Origin of the sequence: Duganella zoogloeoides (assembly GCF_034479515.1) — a bacterium.
In the GTDB taxonomy this organism is placed as follows: Bacteria; Pseudomonadota; Gammaproteobacteria; order Burkholderiales; family Burkholderiaceae_D; genus Rugamonas; species Rugamonas zoogloeoides.
On the sequence record NZ_CP140152.1, the window covers coordinates 3,699,701 to 3,720,878 of the forward strand.

General features: G+C 65.5%; 19 protein-coding genes. 7 read left to right on the forward strand and 12 right to left on the reverse strand.

Translation table 11 applies throughout. The features are described 5' to 3' along the window. Nucleotides 1-29: 29 nt before the first annotated feature. Nucleotides 30-1,226 carry an MFS transporter gene (locus tag SR858_RS16220; RefSeq protein ID WP_019920046.1) on the forward strand — a complete coding sequence of 399 codons (1,197 nt, stop codon included), beginning with the start codon at nucleotides 30-32 and terminating at the stop codon, nucleotides 1,224-1,226. Here the strand turns inward: SR858_RS16220 and SR858_RS16225 are convergent. Beyond that, entirely contained in the window at nucleotides 1,202-3,007 is a 1,806-nt protein-coding gene (locus tag SR858_RS16225) for a sensor domain-containing phosphodiesterase (RefSeq protein WP_040377397.1), read from the reverse strand. The two genes, SR858_RS16220 and SR858_RS16225, sit on opposite strands and share 25 nt — an antisense overlap. A gap of 194 nt (nucleotides 3,008-3,201) precedes the next feature. Here SR858_RS16225 and SR858_RS16230 point away from each other — a divergent pair, with 194 nt between their 5' ends. From SR858_RS16230 to SR858_RS16240, 3 genes are all read left to right on the forward strand, one after another. Beyond that, nucleotides 3,202-4,731: a tetratricopeptide repeat protein gene (locus tag SR858_RS16230; protein ID WP_019920048.1), complete on the forward strand. Its 1,530-nt coding sequence runs from the start codon at nucleotides 3,202-3,204 to the stop codon at nucleotides 4,729-4,731. Nucleotides 4,732-4,919: 188 nt separating this feature from the next. Beyond that, nucleotides 4,920-5,237 carry a type II toxin-antitoxin system RelE/ParE family toxin gene (locus SR858_RS16235; protein WP_322533666.1) on the forward strand — a complete coding sequence of 106 codons (318 nt, stop codon included), beginning with the start codon at nucleotides 4,920-4,922 and terminating at the stop codon, nucleotides 5,235-5,237. A 94-nt stretch (nucleotides 5,238-5,331) separates the two neighbouring features. Continuing rightward, nucleotides 5,332-5,676: an XRE family transcriptional regulator gene (locus SR858_RS16240; RefSeq protein ID WP_019920050.1), complete on the forward strand. Its 345-nt coding sequence runs from the start codon at nucleotides 5,332-5,334 to the stop codon at nucleotides 5,674-5,676. Between the two features lie 23 nt (nucleotides 5,677-5,699). Here the strand turns inward: SR858_RS16240 and SR858_RS16245 are convergent, their stop codons facing one another. From SR858_RS16245 to SR858_RS16290, 10 genes are all read right to left on the reverse strand, one after another. Next, nucleotides 5,700-6,680, reverse strand: a complete 981-nt coding sequence (locus tag SR858_RS16245; RefSeq protein WP_019920051.1) for a fumarylacetoacetate hydrolase family protein — start codon at nucleotides 6,678-6,680, stop codon at nucleotides 5,700-5,702. After that, a complete protein-coding gene (locus tag SR858_RS16250; RefSeq protein ID WP_019920052.1) occupies nucleotides 6,677-7,495 on the reverse strand; it encodes a cyclase family protein in 819 nt (272 codons plus the stop codon). The genes SR858_RS16245 and SR858_RS16250 overlap by 4 nt, the downstream gene beginning before the upstream one ends. Before the next feature lies 1 nt (nucleotide 7,496). Then, nucleotides 7,497-8,450: a VOC family protein gene (locus SR858_RS16255; RefSeq protein WP_019920053.1), complete on the reverse strand. Its 954-nt coding sequence runs from the start codon at nucleotides 8,448-8,450 to the stop codon at nucleotides 7,497-7,499. A gap of 15 nt (nucleotides 8,451-8,465) precedes the next feature. Beyond that, nucleotides 8,466-9,626: an alpha/beta hydrolase family protein gene (locus SR858_RS16260; RefSeq protein WP_019920054.1), complete on the reverse strand. Its 1,161-nt coding sequence runs from the start codon at nucleotides 9,624-9,626 to the stop codon at nucleotides 8,466-8,468. Nucleotides 9,627-9,634: 8 nt separating this feature from the next. Continuing rightward, on the reverse strand, nucleotides 9,635-11,857 hold the full coding sequence (locus SR858_RS16265) for a TonB-dependent receptor (protein WP_019920055.1): 2,223 nt from the start codon (nucleotides 11,855-11,857) through the stop codon (nucleotides 9,635-9,637). 229 nt (nucleotides 11,858-12,086) lie between these two features. Continuing rightward, on the reverse strand, nucleotides 12,087-13,247 hold the full coding sequence (locus SR858_RS16270; protein WP_019920056.1) for a Gfo/Idh/MocA family protein: 1,161 nt from the start codon (nucleotides 13,245-13,247) through the stop codon (nucleotides 12,087-12,089). 18 nt (nucleotides 13,248-13,265) lie between these two features. Beyond that, nucleotides 13,266-14,333 carry a sugar phosphate isomerase/epimerase family protein gene (locus SR858_RS16275; protein WP_019920057.1) on the reverse strand — a complete coding sequence of 356 codons (1,068 nt, stop codon included), beginning with the start codon at nucleotides 14,331-14,333 and terminating at the stop codon, nucleotides 13,266-13,268. 8 nt (nucleotides 14,334-14,341) lie between these two features. Further along, complete coding sequence (locus SR858_RS16280; protein WP_019920058.1) at nucleotides 14,342-14,719, reverse strand: C-glycoside deglycosidase beta subunit domain-containing protein; 378 nt, start codon at nucleotides 14,717-14,719, stop codon at nucleotides 14,342-14,344. 19 nt (nucleotides 14,720-14,738) lie between these two features. Beyond that, nucleotides 14,739-15,728, reverse strand: coding sequence for a sugar phosphate isomerase/epimerase family protein (locus SR858_RS16285; protein WP_019920059.1), 990 nt, complete (start codon nucleotides 15,726-15,728; stop codon nucleotides 14,739-14,741). Between the two features lie 29 nt (nucleotides 15,729-15,757). Beyond that, on the reverse strand, nucleotides 15,758-16,996 hold the full coding sequence (locus SR858_RS16290; RefSeq protein ID WP_084669780.1) for an MFS transporter: 1,239 nt from the start codon (nucleotides 16,994-16,996) through the stop codon (nucleotides 15,758-15,760). A 197-nt stretch (nucleotides 16,997-17,193) separates the two neighbouring features. Here SR858_RS16290 and SR858_RS16295 point away from each other — a divergent pair, with 197 nt between their 5' ends. The 3 genes from SR858_RS16295 to SR858_RS16305 are packed head-to-tail and all read left to right on the forward strand — an operon-like array spanning nucleotide 17,194 to nucleotide 20,633. Next, complete coding sequence (locus tag SR858_RS16295) at nucleotides 17,194-18,213, forward strand: LacI family DNA-binding transcriptional regulator (RefSeq protein ID WP_019920061.1); 1,020 nt, start codon at nucleotides 17,194-17,196, stop codon at nucleotides 18,211-18,213. Nucleotides 18,214-18,228: 15 nt separating this feature from the next. Beyond that, a complete protein-coding gene (locus SR858_RS16300; protein ID WP_019920062.1) occupies nucleotides 18,229-19,143 on the forward strand; it encodes a LysR family transcriptional regulator in 915 nt (304 codons plus the stop codon). 26 nt (nucleotides 19,144-19,169) lie between these two features. After that, nucleotides 19,170-20,633, forward strand: coding sequence for an MFS transporter (locus SR858_RS16305; protein ID WP_019920063.1), 1,464 nt, complete (start codon nucleotides 19,170-19,172; stop codon nucleotides 20,631-20,633). 12 nt (nucleotides 20,634-20,645) lie between these two features. Here SR858_RS16305 and SR858_RS16310 read toward each other — a convergent pair whose 3' ends face one another. Continuing rightward, complete coding sequence (locus SR858_RS16310; RefSeq protein ID WP_019920064.1) at nucleotides 20,646-21,044, reverse strand: VOC family protein; 399 nt, start codon at nucleotides 21,042-21,044, stop codon at nucleotides 20,646-20,648. Nucleotides 21,045-21,178: the final 134 nt, after the last annotated feature.

The window sequence follows — 21,178 nt, forward strand, 5'->3', positions numbered from 1 at the left end:
GCACCCATCGCTTTCATCGAGATGTCCGCATGCATTCCACCCAGACCATTGTCCCCGCCACCACCCTCACCACGCCGGTACTGCTGCTGATGGCGGTCGCCACCGGCCTGTGCGCCGGCAGTAATTACTTCAACCAGCCGCTGCTGCATTCGATTGCCGTGGCGCTGGACGTGAGCGACGCCACCGCCGCGCTCACGGTCACCGTGTCGCAGCTGGCGTACGCGCTGGGCCTGCTGCTGTTCGTACCGCTCGGCGACATGCTGGAACGGCGCAGCCTGGCCAGCGGCCTGATGCTGCTGGCTGCCGCCGGCCTGTTCATCAGCGGCTATGCCGGCAGTTTCGCCATGCTGGTGGCGGGCACCGTGATGACGGGGCTGTTCTCGGTGGCCGCGCAAACCCTGGTGCCGATGGCGGCCACGCTGTCCGAACCGCAGCGCAGCGGCCGCGCCGTGGGTCTCGTGATGAGCGGCCTGCTCAGCGGCATCCTGCTGGCGCGCAGCGCGGCGGGGCTGCTGTCGGACCTGGGCGGCTGGCACACCGTGTACCGGGCGGCGGGCTGCCTGATGGTGCTGCTGGCGCTGGCGCTGTGGCACGCGCTGCCCGCTTCGCGCAATCCGGTCGCGCTGCGCTACGGACAGGTACTCCGCTCGCTCGTGGCGCTCGCGGCGCACCATCCGCGCCTGCGCAGCCGGACCTTGCTCGGGGCGCTGACCTTTGCCTCGGTGAGCGTGCTGCTGTCGTCCACCACGCTGCTGCTCTCGGGTCCAGGCTTCGCACTTGGCGACAGCCAGATCGGCCTGGTCGGCCTGCTGGGCGTGGCCGGCGCCATGATGGCCAGCGTGGCCGGGCGCCTGAACGACAGGGGCTGGGGCCTTGCCACCTCGGCCGGCTGCCTGCTGCTGTTGCTGGTGAGCTGGGGCGCGCTGCGCCTTGGCCTGGCCAGCCTGCCGTGGATCTTGCTGGGCACCCTGCTGATCGACATCGCCCTGGCGGGCATCCACATCAGCAACCAGGGCGTGATTTACCAGCTCGACCCCGGCGCCCGGTCGCGCATCAACGCGGTGTACATGACCGGCTATTTCGCCGGCGCGGCAACCGGTTCGGCGCTGGGATCGCTGGCCTGGCGCCTGGGCGGCTGGAACGGCGTGTGCGTGGCCGGCGCAGTCCTGGCACTGACCAGCGCCGCCGCGCTGCGGTACGACTACGAGCTGGCGCGCAAGCGCTGAGCGGCGGGCGCCAGCCAGTCGGTCAGCTGTGCGGCGGGCATGGGGCGGGCAATCCAGTACCCCTGCCCCTCGTCGCATCCCCAGCTGGCCAGGAGCTCGTACGCTTGCGCCGTCTCGATCCCTTCGGCCACCACGCGATGGCCGAACTCGTGGCCGAGCCGTATCATGGCGCACAGGATGGTCACGTCGTGCATGTCGGAGGGCAGCGTGCGGACGAACGATTGATCGAGCTTGAGAGTGGTGGCAGGTATCTGTTTGAGGTAGCTGAAGTTGCTGTGGCCGGTGCCGAAATCGTCGATGGCGATCTGCAGCCCCAGCGCGCGCAGGCGGCGCAGCTGCACGCCGACAGATACCGGATCGTCGGCCACGGCGCTTTCGGTGAATTCGATCTCGATCAGCGCCGGATCGACGCGGATCTGCCCCAGCAGGCGGTCGAGCAGGTCGGCACATGCGGCGGTGGCCAGGTCCAGCGCCGAGACGTTGAGCGACACGGTCAGGCGCAAGCCGGCGCCGTGCCAGATTTCCGCCTGCGCCAGCGCCGCACGCACCACCCATGCCGTGATGTCGCCGATGAGGGCAGTCTTTTCGGCCAGCGGAATGAACTCGGCGGGACTGATGGCCCCAAGCTCGGGATGGTTCCAGCGCAGCAGTGCTTCGACGCCGGTGCACACGCCATCGGCCAGGTCGATGCGCGGCTGGTAATGCAGCTGCAACTGGCCCTCTGCGGCCAGCGCGCCGGGGATGGCCGCGAGGATGCGGAACGCGCGTTGCTGCGCGGCGTCCAGTTGCGGGTGATAGATCGCCCAGGGACGGTGAGCAGCGCGCGCGTGGGCCAGCGCGGCACCCAACACGCGCGCGGTATCGGCCATCGGCGTGGCGTCGGACATGGCCAGCGCTACGGCACCCAGCGTGACGGCCGGTGCATGCGGTATGCCCTGGTACTCGCACGGCTCGGCAAGCTGCGCCTGCAGCGCGCGCAACTGCTCCTCGAGCGCCGCCTCGTGCTCGGCGGCCAGCACGCAGGCCATCACCGTGGTGTCGATCCGGTACGCGGGCGCCGGGCCGAGTGCGTGCGCCAGGCGCCGCGCCGCAGCTTGCAGGAAGCCGTCGGCGTGATCGGCGCCGAACGCCGACTGCATCTGCTGCAGGTAAACCGGACCGCAGACGTCCACGGCCACCGCGAACAGGTGGCGGCCATCATCGGGCGCATCGTTGATCCACAACCCCACGTCTTCGAGGAAGCGGGTGCGATTGGGCAACTGGGTAAGCGCATCGGCATAGCCGATGCTGCGCAGGGTTTCGATGCGCATCATGGCCAGTCGGGCGAAATGGCGCAACTGGGTCACCTGCCGCGCATCGAAGGCGGTGCGCGGCGCGGCATCGAGCACGCAGAAGGTTCCCAGGCACAGGCCCTCTTTTGTGATCAAGGGCGCGCCGGCATAAAACCGCAGTCCGGGCGCCCCGGTCACCAGCGGATTGTCGACAAAGCGCGCATCGAGCAGCGTGTCGAGCACGATCAGCGGTTCGACGCTATGAAGCGCGTAGGCGCAAAATGCCTGCGAGCGCGGCGTTTCGCGCACCGCCATGCCGATGCGCGACTTGAACCATTGGCGGCCATCGTCCACCAGCGAAATGAGCGCCATCGAGGTGTCGAAAACATGGGTGGCAAGCAAGGTCATCTGGTCGAACGCCGGGTCGGTCGGCGTGTCGAGCAGGCACAGCTCACGCAGGGCGGCAAGGCGCTCGTTTTCGCTGCGCAATAAGGGAGGAGAAAATGTCATGGTATGAAAACTCGGACGATCGTCCATTGTAACCCAACGCTTGCTAAATTTCCTGCTAACAATATAAAGATATTTTTTACAACATACGGCACTGGCACGTGGTCAGGCTGCTGATTGTTTCCTGAGAACATGCAGCCAAAGCCACGGGAAAGCGTTATATTTAGTTTTCCGATAACAAATACAATGGAGATATCATGTTGCCAGCCATGCGGGTGATGGGCAGTCCTTTCAAGTTACTGGGTCTGCTGTTAGCCCTGCAATCCGCAGTTCTGTGTTCACCCGCAGGTGCGCAGCAGGCGGCGCAGGCTGCCGGAGAGACTGCCACCCGGCCGGAAGTGATCGTGACCGGCAAGCGCAAGTTGCAGGATCCGACCGAGTTCATCGCTGCCGACAGTCGCGTGCTGGGCCGCAAGTTCGCGTCGTCGTGCGCTTTCATGTCCGGCTACGACGCCAAGGATGACGATCTCGTCATCGACTACATCATGAGCTTCCATGGCATCTCCAACGACATCAATACCATCCGCGACGTGGCGCCGATGGGCGATGCTTCCGGCAAAAACACCATGGGCGACGACTTCGTCGAGAAGCCGTCCGGCTCCGACTTCGGCACCGGCGCGACGCAGGCCCCGGACGCCATGACGCCGTCGGTGCAGTGCTCGAATACCGACCGCCGCTTCGCCGCCGGCCGCAACAGCATCGCGCGCAAGGACAAGACGCTGAACCTGGCCCTGGACGCCTACGACAAGGGCGACTACGTGGAAGCAATGGCGCAGTTCAAGCAGAACTACAGCAAGCTGGGCAACGATTTCTCGGCGTTGATGCTGGGCCGCATGTACCTCGAAGGCAAGGGCACCGCCGTCGATAACAAGCAGGCCCTCTACTGGCTCGACAAGTCCGTCAACCAGCGCTTCGGACCGAACGACCGCATGCGCTTCGACCCGAAACATCCGCAACTGATGAACACGCGCGCCGAAGCGGCGATGACGCTGGCCAAGGTGTACATGGTAGGCTCCGGCATGAAGCGCGATCCACGCAAGGCCCTCGAATTCTATGAAGTGGCGGCCGACTCCGGCTACACACCGGCCACTGCCATGCTGGGCAGCGCCTACCTGTCCGGCTTTGCTGGCCAGAAAGATGTCAACAAGGGCATCAAGTACCTGAAGGAAGCCGGCGAAGCGGGCTATGCACCGGCCCTGTTCCAGCTCGGCAAAGCCTATTACGAAGGGAACGAGGTACCCAAGGACCTGAAAATGGCGGGCGCCTACTTCACCGCCGGCGCCAAGGAAGGCCACCCGGGCGCGCAACTGGCGGCCGCCCGCATGTACGACTTCGGCGAAAGCGTGGCGCCCGATCCCAAGCGCGCCCTGGTCTATTACAGGGAAGCCGCCATCAAGGGCGTGCCGGCGGCGCAAAACGCACTGGGCACCTATTTCTACAAGGGCGAAGTGGTGGGGCAGAACCTGGAAACCGCGCGCAAGCTGTTCAACGCCGCCGCCATGCAGGCGCAGCCCGACGCCATGTACAACCTGGCCATCATGACCCGTAATGGCGAAGGCGGCGCCAAGGACCTGTCGATGGCCTACGTCTGGTTCAGCCTGGCCAAGCAGGCGCGCTACCCGGAAGCCGACGCGGCGCTGGCCGACGTGAAGCCACAGCTGTCGCAGGCGGAACTGGCCAGGGCAGACGCATTGCTCAAGCCCGGTTCCGGTACGAAAACCAGGTAGCGCTCTCTGCTGCTGCGGCGGTGCCGTTGTCCGACGGCCCGCCGCCCACTCTCCTCTCCCTCCCGCTATCGCAACAAGTCCGGCTGACGCCGGAACCTTGTCGGCACTGTCGCGTCAAAACAATCGGGGCCGCAATTTGCGGCCAAATGAAAAAATCACCTTGACGTGATATCAGTGGGAGATGATAATTGAAAAATACTGAATGGAAGGTGACGTTCCACGACGATTTCGTTGCAGAATTCAAGCGATACTCTCCCGACGTTCAGGATGAATTATTGGCTTCGGCAATTATCGTCAGAACGCTGGGTCCTGCAGCCGATCGGCCGCACGTGGGAACACTGCACAACCCCAGGCACCCGAACATGAAAGAGCTGCGGTTCAAGGCCAACAACGGCGCGGAAATCTGGCGCGCGATCTTTGCTTCGACCCGGTCCAGCAAGCGGTCATATTGGTTGCCGCAGACAAGCAGGGCATCAATCAGGAAAAGTTTTACAAAGGCTTGCTGAAAATTGCCAACGCCCGCTACGACCGGCACCTGGGAACGCTCAGGCAAGTTACTGGGGCCGGGGCCAAGCTGGTCAACTATTTCAGGAGGTAACCATGACTACCGATCTCAACGACATTCTCGACGACCTGTCGCCGCAGCGGCAGGCCAACATTGCTGCGCTGGCCGAGAAAAAAATCCAGGAAACCCTGGCCAGCGCCAGCACGCTGTCCGAATTTCGCAAAGCGATGGGCAAAACCCAGGCCGAAGTGGCCAGGGAGCTTGGCATCAACCAGAATGCCGTCTCCCAGCTGGAGCAACGCTCGGATACCTATGTTTCAACCTTGCGCCGATTCCTGAAGTCGCTCGACCTGACGCTGGAAATGTCGGTCGTCAACAAAAACGGCGTGCGCATCGACCTGCCCAATTTTCTCAAAACCGATACCGAATCCCCGCACTGACCTAGCGGTTGCCGGTGCCCGCCCTACCCGGCCCGCACTACGCGCTGGTCGATCACGCCGAACGGCCGCCCGCCCCGAGTGTCGGTGGCGGCCATGCGCACGCGGTCGCCGAAGTGCATGAACGGCGTGTGCGCTTCGCCGCGGTCAATCATCTCGAGCACGCGGCGCTCGGAAATGCAGGCGCTGCCCGCCTCGCGCGACCGGTTCGATACCGTGCCCGAACCGATCACGGTGCCGGGCGACAGCTTGCGCGTGCGGGCGGCGTGGGCCACCAGCTGGCCGAAGCTGAAATTCATCTCGCCGCCGTGGGGGCGGCCGAACGGCGTATCGTTCAGGTGCACTTCCAGGTTCAGTTGCACCCGGCCGTCGCGCCAGTTCTCGCCCAGTTCGTCGGGCGTGATGGCCAGCGGCGCAAAGCTGGTCGATGGCTTGGCTTGCAGGAAGCCGAAGCCGCTTTTCATTTCGCGCGGACCCAGCGCGCGCAGGCTCCAGTCGTTGAGCTGCACCAGCAGCCGGATGCGCTGGTGCGCCGCTTCCGCCGTCACGCCCATCGGCACCGCGTCCACCACCACGCCGAACTCGCCCTCGAAATCGATGCCCAGGCGTTCGTCGGGCAGCGGCACGGGATCGCGCGCGCCGAGAAAGTCGTCGGAAGCGCCCTGGTACATCACGGGGATGGTGTCGAAGTCCGGGATCGGCGGCGTATTGAACGCCTGCTCCATCAGCCGGCCGTGGTGCAGAAAGGCCGAGGCGTCGCACCACTGGTAGCTGCGCGGCAGCGGTGCGCCGCAAGCATGGGGATCGAACGAGAACGTGGCCGGATAAGTACCGTCGTTGAGGCGGTCGGACAGTGCCTGCAAGGCCGGCGCGACCTGGTCCCAGCGTTGCAGGGCCGTGAGCATATTGGGCGCCACCAGGCTGGCGTCGAGCGCGCGGGTGGCGTCGCGCGAGACCAGCAACAGGCGCCCGTCCGGGTCTTCGCAGCGCAGCGAGGCGAACTTCATGCCGCGCTCCTGGGCAATGCCAGCAGCGCATCGTCGACGATGGCCACCGCCCGGGTCCAGCCGGCCGAACCGCGCCGCACCTTGTGCGGGAAGCAGCTCACGTAAAAGCCGTGGGCCGGCAAGGCTTCCAGGTTGTGCAGCTTTTCCAGGTGACAGTAGCCGATGTCGCGGCCGGCCTTGTGGCCTTCCCAGATCAGCGCCTTGTTGCCCGTCTCCGCGATTTTTTGCGCCGTGTACGAAAACGGCGCGTCCCAGCTCCAGGCGTCGGTGCCGGTCAGGCGCACGCCGCGCTCGAGCAGGTACATGGTGGCCTCGTAGCCCATGCCGCAGCCGGCCGCGATGTAGTCGTTGTTGCCGTAGCGGCTGCCGGCGCGGGTGTTGACCATCACGATATCGAGTGGCTGCAGATCGTGGCCGATGCGTGCCAGCTCCGCTGCCACGTCGGCGGCCGTGGCCACGTAGCCGTCCGGGAAGTGGCGAAAATCGAGTTTCACGCCGGGCTGAAAACACCATTCCAGCGGCACCTCGTCAATCGTGATCGACGCCTTTTTTTCGCCCGTCCTGGCATCCATGGTCGAGTGGAAGTGATACGGCGCGTCGAGGTGGGTGCCGCAGTGCGTGGTCATGGTGACCCACTCCACCGCTGCCGCTTCGCCGTCCGGGTAATCCTCGGCAGTGGTGCCGGGGATCATGGCGATGAATTCGTGCAGCGTGTCGGCGTGTTTCTGGTACGTGATCTTCGGCGCCAGCGGCGGCGGGTCGGACAGCACCTCGTTTTCCAGGAAGATCGACAGGTCGATGAATTGGCGGCCCATGTCACACCCCCTTCACGACTGGTGGCCCGCCCTTGCCCGGCGGCGGTCCGCCCGGCGCCCACTTGTCGCGCGACTGGAACAGGAACAGCTGCGAGGCGTCCGCGCTCATCGGCGCCTGGCGCGCCACCCACTCGTCGTCGTGCAGGTCCATGTCGGCGTCGTATTCCACGTGGCAGCCCAGCGGGCTGTTGAAGTACCAGAACCAGTTCGATCCCATCTTGTGGCGGCCCGGCCCCCAGAACGACTGATAGCCCTTGTTGACGAAGCGCGTCCCTGCCAGCATCACCTCGGTGGGGCCGCCCATGTGGAAGGTGAAGTGCTCGCAGCCCTTCATGAACGGCGGGGTCTGGATCAGGAACAGCGTGTGGTGGTCGTCGGTGCCGGCCGGTTTCAAAAACGGCCCGGCGCCCAGCAGCCGGTCAGTGCAGCGAAAGCCGAGGCGACCGGTGTAGAACGCCTCCGCCTTGGCTGCGTCGGGCACGAAATAGACCACGTGCGACAGCGTGCGCGGTCGGGCTTCGGCCTGTTCGTTTACGGCCGGGATATTGAGCGGCCGGCGCACGCTGGCGCCCGGCGCGTTGACCGCTTCGGCACGCAAGTCGAGCGCACGGCGCGCGGTCAGCTGGAAGCCCAGCAAGAAGCCCATGTCGTCGAGCGCCTCGATGCTGCCGTCGGCCAGCTGTTTCACTTCGCGGTCGGTGCGCAGTTCGGCGGCAATGGCCGCCAAGGTAGCTTGGTCGGCCACGCCGTAAATGGTTTTGCGCAGCATGCTGCCGGTGCCCAGTGCCGGCGGCAGGTGCGTCGCATCCGCTGCGGCGATGGTAATGGCCGTGCCGTCGAGCGCTTCGAAGCGGCCGGCGCCGATTGGTTCGAGGCCGTAATCGGCCAGATACTGGGTGCAGGCGGCGACATCATCGACGCCGAAAACCAGGCCTTCGAGTCCGGTAATGTTCATGGTGATTCCTTCAGGTTAAAGTACGGTGCGGCCGCGCAGGGTTTCGGCCACCCAGTCGGCGATGTAGGCGCCGGCGTTGGCCGAGTTGTCAAAGCTCGAGTGCTGCACGCCGCCCTCGCGCGCGGTGAATACCTTGAGCTCGCGCCGGGGGCTGTTGACCAGCTGTTCGTACGTGCGCTCGGCCCAGGCCAGCGGGATCTGCGAGTCTTTCTCGCCGTGGGTGACCAGGAACGGCACGCGGATGCGATCGAGCACGCCATCGAGGTGGACGTTCTCGGCGATGCGCATGAAGTCGTCCATGTCTTTTGCCCCCCACACCCAGCGCACGTGCTCCCAGTAATGCGGCACCGGGAAGCTGCCCTCTTTCGCCAGGCGTTTCTTCTGTACGTCGCGCCAATCGTGGTTGGCGCCCCACACCACGCCGCAGGCGAAGCGCGGCTCGAAGGCGACCGCGCGCGGGCAGTAATAGCCGCCCAGCGATACGCCCTCCATGCCGATGCGCCGCGGATCGACGTCGGCGCGGGTTTCCAGCCAATCGACCACCTTGCCGGCCCAGCGTTCGCTGTCGTACACCGCCGTCATGCCGTGCAGGCGCAGCGCCTCGCCGGTACCCGGCTGATCGACCACCAGGGACGACACGCCGCGCTGCGCCAGCCAGCGTGGCAGGCCGACGCGGTATTTCATCTCCTTGGTCGAATCGAGGCCGTTGACCTGCACCAGCAGCGGCGTCGGTCCCGTCACATGTTCGGCGCGCACGTACAGCGCCGACAGCACGCCGCCGTCGTAGGGAATCTCGACGCGCTGACAGTTTTCGCCGGCCAGCGCGATGCCCTTGGCGAACACGTCGAGGAAGCGCTGGTACAACGCCGCGCGGCCGGGCGCGCCGTGCGCCTGCAGGCGTTCCGCCGTGAGGTAGTAGATGGCGGCGCGCGAGCACTTGTCGCCGGCCGAGATCAGGCGGCCGCGCTGCTCGTCCTCCCCGGCCAGGTCGCACAGCTTGTCGGCCATGCGCGCCCAGCTTTCGCGGAAGGCGCGCGTACCCTCTGCATCGGGCTGACGCGCGGCGTCTTGCAGCGGCGCGCACATTTCCTCGATCTCGCCGATGCGCGCGCCCATTTCGATGGCCAGGTCGACCGACAGGTTCCAGACGTAATTGGTGGGGAAGTATTTGAACATGGCAGTGATTAAAAATTGTAGGCCGCGCGGATGCCGTAGGTGCGCGGATCGCTGATGAAGAAGGAGCCCGGCACGCGGCTTTCGATCTTGACCATGTCTTCGATGTTCTTGACGAACAGCTGCACGTTCCAGTTGCCGGCCGCGCTTTCATAACCGATCGAGGCATCGGACTTGTGATAGCTGGGCTGGCGGTAGCGGATGTTTTCGGTCGGGTCGCTGATGTAGTACGACGTCGAATGGCGGGTGCCGATGGTGGCCGCGATCTCGCCGCCGCTCTCGAGCGAAAACTTGTGGGTGTAACCGAGACCGATGGTGGACGTCGGCGCACGGTCGAGCTTCTGGCCCGAAAAATCGATGGTCGGCGAGACGATGTAGCGTTTGAACTTGGCGTCGGTGGCAGCCCAGTTGGCGCGCAACATGCCGTCCTGGCCCACGCGCAGCTTGCCTTCGATTTCCACGCCGTTGACGGTGGAGTTGGCGGCATTGGTGGTGAACGAATGGCAGGTGGCCGGATCGTTGGTGCGGCAGGTGGTCACCGTCAGCTGCTGGTCCTTGTAATTGTAGTGGAACACATTGGCCGACAATTGCATGTTGTTTTCGAAGAAGCGGCCTTTCAGGCCCGCTTCGTAGGAACGCAGGGTCTCGGGGCGGTACACGCCGGTGTCGGCTTCGGCGTTGAAGCCGCCGGCCTTGTAGCCGGTGGAGACGTTCGCGTACAACATCAGGTTGGCGCGCAGGTCGTGGTCCACGCCCACCTTGAAGCTGGTATTGCTGAAGCGGACATCTTCGGCGTAGGCCTTGCTGCTGGTGGTGGCCGGCGGCACGGCCGCTTCGCCGCTGAGCGGATCGTAGCCGGACTTGCGGTCCTTGGTGTGGCGCACGCCGACGGTCAGGCGGGTGTCCGGGCGCAGCGCATACGTGGCCTGGCCGAAGACGGCTTGCGACTTGTTGTTGAGCGTGGCCAGGAACGGCAGCACGATATTGAAGCTGCCGAACGGCGCGGTGACGTAGGTGGTGTAGGCAGCGCGGCGGAAGATGTCTTCGTCGAACTTGTAGGCGCCCACCACCCAGCGCAGCGGACCGTCGCCGGTGGAATTCAAACGCAGCTCGTGCGAGATGGCCTTGCTGTCGCCCACGTTCAGGGTGGTGAACGGGAAGCCGAAGTACACGCCGTTGTTCAACTGGTCGAGCTTGAGCTTCATCTGCGCCAGCTGGTAGGTCAATTCGGTGGCGCCCAGGCTGGTCTTGAATTCGCCGCGCAGCGAGTCGGCGCGGTTGTCGCGGTGCGAGCCGGCGTCCTGCTTGAACGGCCAGGCAGCCGTGCGCTGGGTATCGGTGCCACGGTCCACGTACACCGGGTTCTGGATATGGTTGCCCCGGCCCGGCGCCGTGAATGGCAGCGTGCCGACCAGGGTGCCGGTAAAGAAGTTCGTGATCGGCACCGGCGAGGCCGCGCCGCCGCCGATCTCGTTGCGCTCCGCCGTCAGCAGCAGGCTGGTAGTCGGCGTGAATTTGCCCAGCAGGTGCACGCGCGCCGACTTGTCGTCCTGGCTCTCGAGCGGGATCGTGTTTGGGCCTGGCAGCAGATAAGTGTCGTGCTTGTTGCCGTTGAGGGCGGCGCGCATGGCCCAGGTGTCGCCCAGCGGCACATTGAGCACGGCGTCGTAGCGGCGGGTGCCGTAGTTGCCCAGCTCCACGCCAACCTTGCCTTCGAGCTTGCGGGTCGGCTTGTTGGTGATCAGGTTGATCGCGCCGGCGGTGGCATTGCGGCCGTAGAGCGTGCCTTGCGGGCCGCGCAGCACTTCGATGCGATCGAGGTCGAAGAACGCGGCAGCCTGCGCTTCGTAGCGCGGCACGTAGGCGCCATCGACGTGGAAGGCAGCCGACGGATCGCCTTTCTCGGTCATATCGAGGCTGGTCACGCCACGGATCGACACTTGCAGCATCCCGCTTTCCTGGGCGATTTCCACGCCGGGCAGGCTCTCGGCCAGCGCGCGCGGATCGACTGTGCCGGCGTTCTTGAGGTCTTCGCCGGACAGCACCGACAGCGCCAGCGGCGTCTTGCTGGCCGGCTGGGCGATCTTTTGCGCGGTGATGATCACTTCGGCGATGCCGCCTTCCGGCTTCGGTCGCGCCTCGTCGGCCATGGCAGTGGTGGCAGTGGCAGCGGTGGATATGACGCCAGCGGCAAGCAGCGCCTTGGCGATCGATGTCAGCTTGGGGTTGTGCATGAATGTCTCCTGTGGATGGCGCGGCACTTCTGGGGATGCCGCTTTGTTTTATTGGTGCCGTTTATGTGCGGGCAAAAAAATGATATGCGCTTACCCGTGCTTTCCCATAGCCGATAGTTTGGATAGCATCCATTCACGAAGCGGATAGACGAACAAAAATCCACGCGAAAAAAAGCCCCGCGAGCGCGAGGCCGGCAGGGCGAAGATGGTGCGCCTTGGCAGGACGTCGCTAGGAGAGCATAGGCGTCCACGCACCACCGCAGCAAGACGATGCCTGTACGGTTTCGATAAACAGCACGCCGCGCAAGCCGTCGGCAATGGTCGGGAAATGCGCGGCGCCGGGATCGCCGCCGCTTCTGCGCGCCAGCAGGTGGCTGGCGATTTCCGAATACAGCGCGGCAAAGGCGTCGATATACCCTTCCGGGTGGCCGGACGGGATGCGGCTCACGCGCGCACCCGCCGCGTTCATGGCGGTGCTGCCGCGCGTGATGATGCGCGTGGGTTCGCCCAACGGGGTCCAGCGCAATTCGTTCGGCTGCTGCTGCGCCCACTCGATACCGCCCGCGCTGCCGAACACGCGGATGCGCAACTCATTGGCATGGCCCGGCGCCACCTGGCTGGCCCACAGCATGCCGCGCGCGCCGCCCGCATACCGCAGCAGCACCTGCACGTTGTCGTCGATAATCCGCCCCGGCACGAAGGAAGTCAGTTCCGCCGCCAGCGCCTCGACCGGCGCGCCGACGATGGTGTCCGCCAGTTGCCAGGCGTGGGAGCCGATGTCGCCGATCGCGCCGCCACCGGCCTTGGCCGGGTCGGTGCGCCACGCCGCCTGCTTTTGCCCGCTCTGTTCCAGCGGCGCGGCCAGCCAATCCTGCGCATACTCCACCTGCACCACGCGGATGGTACCGAGCTGCCCTTCGCGCACCATCTGCTGCGCGTGGCGCACCAGCGGATACGCCGAGTAGTTGTGGGTGACGGCGAAAATCAGGCCGCGCTCCTGCGCCAGTGCCGCCAGCATGCGGGCATCGGCACTGTTGGTGGTGACCGGCTTGTCGCAGATGACGTGGATGCCCGCTTCCAGGAACACCTTGGCAACCGGCGCGTGCAGGTGGTTTGGGGTCACGATGCTCACCGCCTCGATGCCGTCCGGGCGCGCGCTCTCGGCGCGTGCCATCTGCTCGTAGTTGTCGTAGGTACGCGCCGGATCGAGCCCCAGCGCCAGGCCGGAACGGCGCGCCGCTGCGGCACTCGACGACAGCGCGCCGGCCACCAGTTCGTAGCGGTCGTCGAGCCGCGCCGCGTGGCGGTGCACGGCGCCGATAAAGGCGCCCTCGCCGCCGCCCACCATGCCCAGCCGCACGCGGCCGGGAAAAATCGCTGCTTGTTCCATCATGGCTCCCTGTATTCGCTACGCTGCCCGGGCGATGCCCAGCATGCGCAGGTTGCGGCCCGCATCGGTTGCGCTGCCGGCGAAATCGTCGAACGCCTTGTCGGTGACGCGGATGATGTGGTCGCGAATGAACGCCACGCCTTCGGCCGCGCCCTGCTCCGGATGCTTGAGGCAGCACTCCCATTCCAGCACCGCCCAGCCCTCGAAGCCGTACTGCGCAAACTTCGAAAAGATGGCCTTGAAGTCCACCTGGCCGTCACCGAGCGACCGGAACCGCCCGGCGCGGTCCACCCACGGCTGGTAGCCGGAGTACACGCCCTGTCGCGCATCGGGACGGAACTCGGCATCCTTGACGTGCATGACCTTGATGCGATCATGGTAGCGGTCGATGAAACCCAGGTAGTCGAGCTGCTGCAACAGGAAGTGCGACGGATCGTAGGCGATCGCCAGGCGCGGGTGGTGGTTCACGCGCTCCAGCAGCATCTCGAAGGTGGCGCCGTCGAACAGGTCTTCGCCCGGATGCAGCTCGAAGGCCAGATCGACGCCGGCCTCGCCGTAGGCGTCGAGGATCGGCGTCCAGCGCCGCGCCAGCTCGTCGAAGGCCGACTCGATCAGCCCTGCCGGGCGCTGCGGCCATGGATAGACGAACGGCCACGCCAGCGCACCGGAAAAGCTGATCGACGCCGTCAAACCGAGGTTGGCGGACGCCTTGGCCGCCAGCAGCATCTGCTGCACCGCCCACTGCTGGCGCGCCGCCGGATTGCCGCGCAGCGCGGCCGGGGCGAAGCCGTCGAACGCTTCGTCGTAGGCCGGATGCACGGCCACCAGCTGGCCCTGCAAGTGGGTGCTCAGTTCCGTGATGGCCACGCCGTTGGCGCGGGCGATGCCGGCCATCTCGTCGCAATAGGTCTTGCTTTGCGCCGCCAGCGCCAGGTCGAACAATCGGGCGTCGTTGGTGGGCACCTGCACGCCCTGGTAACCGAGGTCGCCGGCCCACCTGGTGATGGCATGCCAGCTGTTGAAAGGCGAGGCTTCGCCGGCAAACTGCGCCAGGAAAATCGCCGGTCCCTTGATGGTGGTGGCCATGCTGTTCCTCACGCCGTGATGGTGGTGTCGATGGTGCAGGTGGTGACGGGGCTCCACGGCAGGTACGAAATGCGCAGCTGCACCGCCGCCGTTACCGTGTGCGCGCCGGCGGACAGGCCGCCCGGCTGCAGCACCGATACCTCGGCCACTTCGCCGAATTCCCAGCGCTCGTCGTAGGTGGCTTCCACTTCGTCGAGGGTGCGGGTTTTGCCGCGCACGGTGAAACGCACGTTCTCGCGCGGCACCTTCACGCCGTCCACGGTCAGCGCGATGTCTTCGACGGCGGAGAGGATCTGGCCGCGATAGTACGGCAGGCGCGCGCCCAGTTGCCAGCCGTCGGCCGTATTTTTGACGCTGCCCGGATAAATGATGTGTTGATCGTACATGGTCGGTCTCCTGTTTTGTTTAAGCTTCGCCCAGCAGGCGCTTGAACATTTCCTGCTGACGGCGTACCTGTTCGCGGCCATCGACTTCGAAGGCATCCTCGATATGGCGCTGGCCTTCGTACTCGCTCGACAGGTGGCCGTCGTAGCCGCCTTCGATCAGCACCGCGATGATTTCGTCGTACGGAATCGATGGTTCCTTGCCGCTGTCGTCGATCTCGTAGAACTTGGCGTGGATGTTGAAAATCCACGGCATGAACTCGAGCAGGCGGCGCGGATTGCTCCAGATATTGTGGCGCAGCGATTCGGCCATTTGCAGGTCCACCGGGTTGGCGCCCATCTTGCGCACGTCCATCAGCACGTAGTCTGGCAGCACCCGCGCCTGGTGTGCTTCGAGGATGTAGTCCACCACCTTGGGCGTGGCGCCCAGGCGCAGGAAGCGGTCGCGGAACACCGGCGGGTAATTCTTGATGTACATGCCCATGTCGGGCACATAGCCCACGTGGTTGGAGCCGGTGGCGCGCGTCAGTTCGGTGTAGCGCAGGATCCACGGGTGGTCGAAGTGGAACGGCGAATGCACCTCGATGCCCATGCGCACGTCGAGCTCCTCGGCCAGCGGCACGCAGGCCACCACCACCTCGGGCGGCGTGTTGACGATGACGCGCACGTTGCGGCAGCCGATGGCCTTGGCAAAGCGCAGGTCGCGCTGCAGCGACGCCACCATCTCCCCGTGATTGAGCTTGCGGTCTTTATAGAGCTTCACGTCCAGGAACATGTCGTGGCACTGGGCGTAGGCGCCGTGGCGCTCGAGCGACGCGAACCAGCCGGCGATCTGCTCGGGCGGCACGTTGGGAAAACCGGTGAACGATTGTTCGCTCACGACTTCGATGCCGTTGGCGCCCAGGCTGGCGGCGTGGGCGATGCAGTCGTCGAGCGTCATCTTGCGCAGGAAGGTCTCGTACTGGTAGCTGTAGAGCGATACGCCGCGCTTGATGTTGTGTTGTGGTGTCATGGTGAACCTCGAAGTCTGAAAAGTGAAGGTCATGCTGCTGCGTTGGAAGCGGGAGGCACGCGTGGCCGCAGCCGCAGCAGGCAGGCGATCAGTGCGCACACGGCGGCGATGATGCCGAAGGCGACAAACGCGCCCTGCAGGTTGCCGGTCCAGCCGCGCATGGCGTTGACCACGGCCGGCGACAGGAACTGCGCCACGAAGAACGAGCTCGCCCACCAGCCCATGCCACGGCCGCGGTGCTCGAACGAGAATTTGCTCTGGGCCCAGGCGATCAATGCCGGCACGATGATGCCGTTGGCCAGCTGCTGGACAAAGGCAAAAGCCAGCGCCACCTTGTAGTCGGGCGCCATGCCGATGCCACCCAAGCCGATGGCATAGCACACGAACACCAGGAAAATCTGCGCGCCGGCGCCGAAGCGCGTGGTGAACTTGAACACGATCGCGCCGAGCGGCACGCCGATGCTGGGAATGGCCATGCTCAAGCCGATCGACTTGGGATCGACCACGCCCAGCTCCTTGAGCAGCAGCGAGAAGTTGATCACCTGGACGTAGTAGATGGTGGACAGCACGACCGTCACGCCGCAGACCAGCAGGCCGATCAGGTACGGGAACGGCGTGGCGGCGACCGGCGCGCCGGTGGACGTCACCGGCTTCTTGCGCGGCTCAGGCTCGAACAGGTAAGCCAGGCTGGCGAGGAAGATCGGGATGGCCACCGCGTACACCAGGAACGGGTACTGCCAGCCCTGCGCGGCCAGGAAGCCGGAACAGGCGATGGTAACGGTACCCAGCATCGAGCCCACCACGCCCTGTATCATCAGCCAGCGGTGGCGGTCCTTTTCTTCGTAGTAGTCGGCCAGCAGCGTGTTGACCACCGTGAGCACGCCGGCTTCGCCGATGCCGATCACCACGCGCCCGGCCACCACGGCCCAGAAATTATCGATCAGGAAGGGCATCAGGCCGCCCAGGCCATACAGCGCCATGGCCCACAGCAACAGCCGGCGGCGCCCGAAACGGTCCGCAATCGCGCCGGCGGCCGGGGCGAACAGCGCGATACAGGCGCTGGGCGCCGTGATCAGCAGAGGCACCATCAGCTTGGCATTGGGCACGTCCGAAAAGTGTGCGAGCAGCGTGGGCAAGGTGGGCGCCAGGGCGATGATCGCCATCACCGGCAGGAAGCCGGAGAACACCAGTATCCAGCCCTGGCGCCAGTCCGCCTGTCGTCGCGCCGGCTGCACGGCGCTGCCCTCCATGGGAAATTCACTACGCATTGCCTGTCTCCTTTTTTTATGGTGGCCTTGAAAGCCAGAAATGATGATAGCGCTTTCCCGGCATGCGCCCAATCAAAAAACACCACGGAGGCACGCATTCTGTGGATATGTCGTATCCATATCTTCAATAGCTCGATAGCGCCACCTGGGCCACGTTTTCCGCTATATTGGGAAAACTTTTCCCTGCCTTGCATACCATGTCCGCCAAATCCAAAGTACTCCCCGTCCCCAAGCTGGCCTCGATCTCGGCTGTTGCCAGCGCGGCCGGCGTGTCGATCGCCACCGTCTCGCGGGTACTCAATGGCACCAAGGCAGTCAACGCCGACACGCGGGCACGGGTGGAGGCGGCAGTCGAGGCGCTGGGCTACCGCACCAATGCGCTGGCGCGCAGCCTGATGCGCGGCGAAACTCGTTTGCTGCTGGTGCTGGTGCCGGACTTCGCCAACCCGTATTTCGCGGAAATCATCAAGGGCGTGGAGTCGGTCACGCGCCAGCGCGGCTACGGCCTGGTGATCGCCGAGGCCTCGCAGACACTGTCGCGCCACAGTGCGGAACTCGATTCGCTGTACAACAAGCTGGCCGACGGCGTGATCAGCCTGGCGCGCTACGCCGACCTCAAGCCGCTGCTCGGGGAGATTCCCGACCTGCCGTGGGTGGCCTGCTCCGAACACGTGGGCGACAGCGAGGTACCCAGCGTGAGCATCGACCACCGGCAAGCCGCCATCGACGCGGTGCAGTACCTGATCAACCGTGGCCACCAGCGCATTGCGCTGCTGAGCGCCAGCGAAGACTATATGTGGGCGCGCCAGCGCCACGACGGCTACGAATACGCGCTGCGCCGCGCCAACCTGCCGGTGGAGCCGCAACTGGTGCGCATCGCCCGCGGCACCGACTACGTGCACGGCATGGAAGCGGCTGGCGCGCTGCTGGCGCTCGAAGCGCCGCCCACCGCCGTCTTCGCGGTGGCCGACACGCTGGCCATCGGCGCCATCAAGGCCTTCCGCCGCGTGGGCCGGCGCGTGCCCGAGGACGTGGCGGTGATGGGCTTCGACGATATCCCGGTGGCGCAGGTGTTCGAACCGGCGCTTACCACCATCGCCCAGCCGGTGCGCGAACTCGGCGCGGCGGCGGCCGAACTGCTGCTCAAGCGCCTGGCCGGCGAACCGGCCGAATCGCTGATCCTGCAACACGCGCTGATCGTGCGCGCCTCGGCCTGACCTCGCGGAGACCCCATGCGTTTCAATAAACTCGACCTGAACCTGCTGGTGGCGCTCAACGCGCTGCTGGCCGAGCGCAATATCAGCCGCGCGGCGGAAAAGATTTTCCTCAGCCAGCCGGCCACCAGCAGCGCACTGGCGCGCCTGCGCGCCTACTTCAACGACGAGCTGCTGGTGCCGTCCGGGCGGCAGCTGATCCTGACGCCGCGCGCCAAGGAGCTGGTGGAGCCGGTGCGCGAAATCCTCATGCGCATCGACACCACCATCGCCGCCCAGCCGCTGTTCGATCCCGCCACCGAGACCCGCACCTTTACCCTGCTGGTATCCGACTACACCACGGCGGTGCTGATCCCGCCGCTGCTCGAAGCGCTGTACCGCGAAGCGCCCGGCATGCGCATCCGCCTGCGCGACCAGACCGACCGCCCCGCCGAGGTGCTGGAACAGGGCGAAGCCGACTTCCTGGTGATCCCGTCGCAGTACCTGGCCAAGGAACACCCGTCGGCCGCGCTGTTCGAGGAAGACTACCTGTGCGTGACCTGGGAGGGCAACACGCGCGTGCGCGACCGCCTCACCTTTGACGACTACCTGGCCTGCGGCCACGTGATCGCCACCTTCATCAACACCCACACCAACCCGCTGGCCACGTTCGACGGCTGGTTCATGGAAAGCTTCGACGTAAAGCGCCGGGTGGAGGTGACGGTGCCGAGCATGAGCGCCCTGCCCGCACTGGTGGTCGGCACCGACCGCATCGCCACCGTCCATCGCCGTCTCGCCGAGCGCGCGCGAGAGAGCCTGCCGGTCAAGCTGTGGGAACCGCCGCCGCGCATTCCGCGCCTGGTGCAGATGCTGCAATGGCATAAGCACCGCACCAACGATCCGGCCATCGCCTGGATCCGCGACAAGATCATCAACGCCGCCACGCTCGTCTAATCAACTTTACAATTCGGGAATCACCTATGCATCCTGCCGTCAAAGGTTCGGAGGGCAGCGCTTTTGCTGCCGCCGCCTCGTTTTCGCCGCGCCGCCGCACCCTGGCCCTGATCGCCGTGGCGCTGGCCTTCGTGATGGACCTGCTGGACACCACCATCATCAACGTCGCCATCCCCTCGATCGGCGAAACACTGGGCGCCGACAAGGCCGCGCTGGAATGGATCATCGCCGGCTATGCCACCGCGTTCGCGGTGCTGCTGATCGTGGGCGGCCGCCTGGGCGACAGCTTCGGCTACCGCCGCATGTTCCTGATCGGGATCGTGCTGTTCACCATTACCTCGATGGCGTGCGGGCTGGCGCCCGATGCGCTGTCGCTGCAACTGGCGCGCGTGGCGCAGGGCGTCAGTGCGGCGCTGATGGTGCCGCAGGTGATGGCGCTGGTGCAGGTGATGTACCCGCCCGACCAGCGCTACAAGGTGTACACGATCTTCGGCTTCCTGGGCGGCTTTTCGGCCGCGCTGGGTCCCATCGTGGGCGGGTTGCTGATCGACGCCAACTGGTTCGGCCTGGGCTGGCGCCTGACATTCCTGATCAACCTGCCCATCGGCCTGTTCAGCATTGCCGCCGGCATCGCGCTGCTGCCGGCGGGACGCGGCGTCAATGCCGCGCCGGTGGACCTGACCGGCGCGGCATTGACGGTGGCCGTGCTGTTCGCGGTGCTCGCACCGCTGATCGAAGGCCCGTCGCGCGGCTGGCCGGTGGGCCTGATGGTGCTGCTGGCGGCCGCGCTGCCGCTGGCCTGGGCCACCGTGAAATACCTGCGCTGGCGCCAGGCCGCGCGCGGCGATGCGCTGGTGCCGCTGGACCTGTTCAAGCTGCGCAAGGTAAACCTGGGCCTGCTGTGCACCCTGTGCATCAACCCGGTGCTGCCCGGCTACCTCTTGGTGATGACGTTCGTGCTGCAAACGGGTATCGGCTTGAGCGCCTCGCAGATGGCGTATGCGTGCGCGCCGATTGCCGTGGGCGCAATGGGCGGCATCACCCTGATCGGCCCGCGCCTGCACCGCCTGCTGGGCGTGCGCGTGATGCTGGTCGGCGTGTCCGTCACCGCCGCCAGCCTGTGCCTGGCCGCGTGGTCGGTGCACGGCGGCGTGCTGCTGCACTGGCCTTTGGCGCTGGCGCAGCTGGGCATGGGACTGGGGATGGGCTTGTGCGGTCCGCAGCTCTCGAACGCCACGCTGCAGGATGTGCCGATGTCGGAAGCGGGCGTGGCCGCCGGCATGTTCACCGCCGTGCAGCAGATTGCCGCCGCTTTCGGCGTGGCGCTGGGCGGGCTGCTGTTCTTCCACGGCGTGCAAATGGACACTGCCGACGCGCTGCGTTATGCCGGTGCGTACTTGCAAGTGCTGCCGCTGTTTTTGGGGCTGCTGGTGGTGGCGGTGATCGGAACGCTGCGGCTGGCGACGGTGATGCCGATGCCGGCCCGATAACGGAGCATCGGTTCAGGCTTCCTCCGCCACCCACACCAGGTTCCACAAATGGCCATCGAGGTCCTCGAAACCCTGGTCGTACATGAAGCCATGGTCTTCCGGCGGGTGCGGCGTGCGGCCGCCGGCGGCAACGGCTTTGGCGATCAGGGTATCGACTTCTTCGCGGCTGTCGCAGCTCAGGCAGATCACGACTTCGTTAGCCTGCTTCGCCTGTGCGACCGGCTTGCCGATCAACGATTCAAAAAATGGCTCGGTCGTCAGCATGGCCTGGATGGTGTCACCGACGATGTTCATGAACACCGCGTTTTCGCCGCTGAAACGGTCACTGAAGATAAAACCGAGCGCAGCGAAGAACGCTTTGGACCGGGCCAGGTCTTGCACCGGCAGGTTGAGGATGATCTGGTTTTTCATGGCGGATCCCTGGGCAAGGTGGAAGGGGAATTGGGTGCACCGTTCGACACAGCATAGCATGTTCAAAATTGCCTGCTAATGCAGAAAAAGGCCGCGATGTGGCCAAGGACGGGGTACCCGTCAACGCGGTCAAC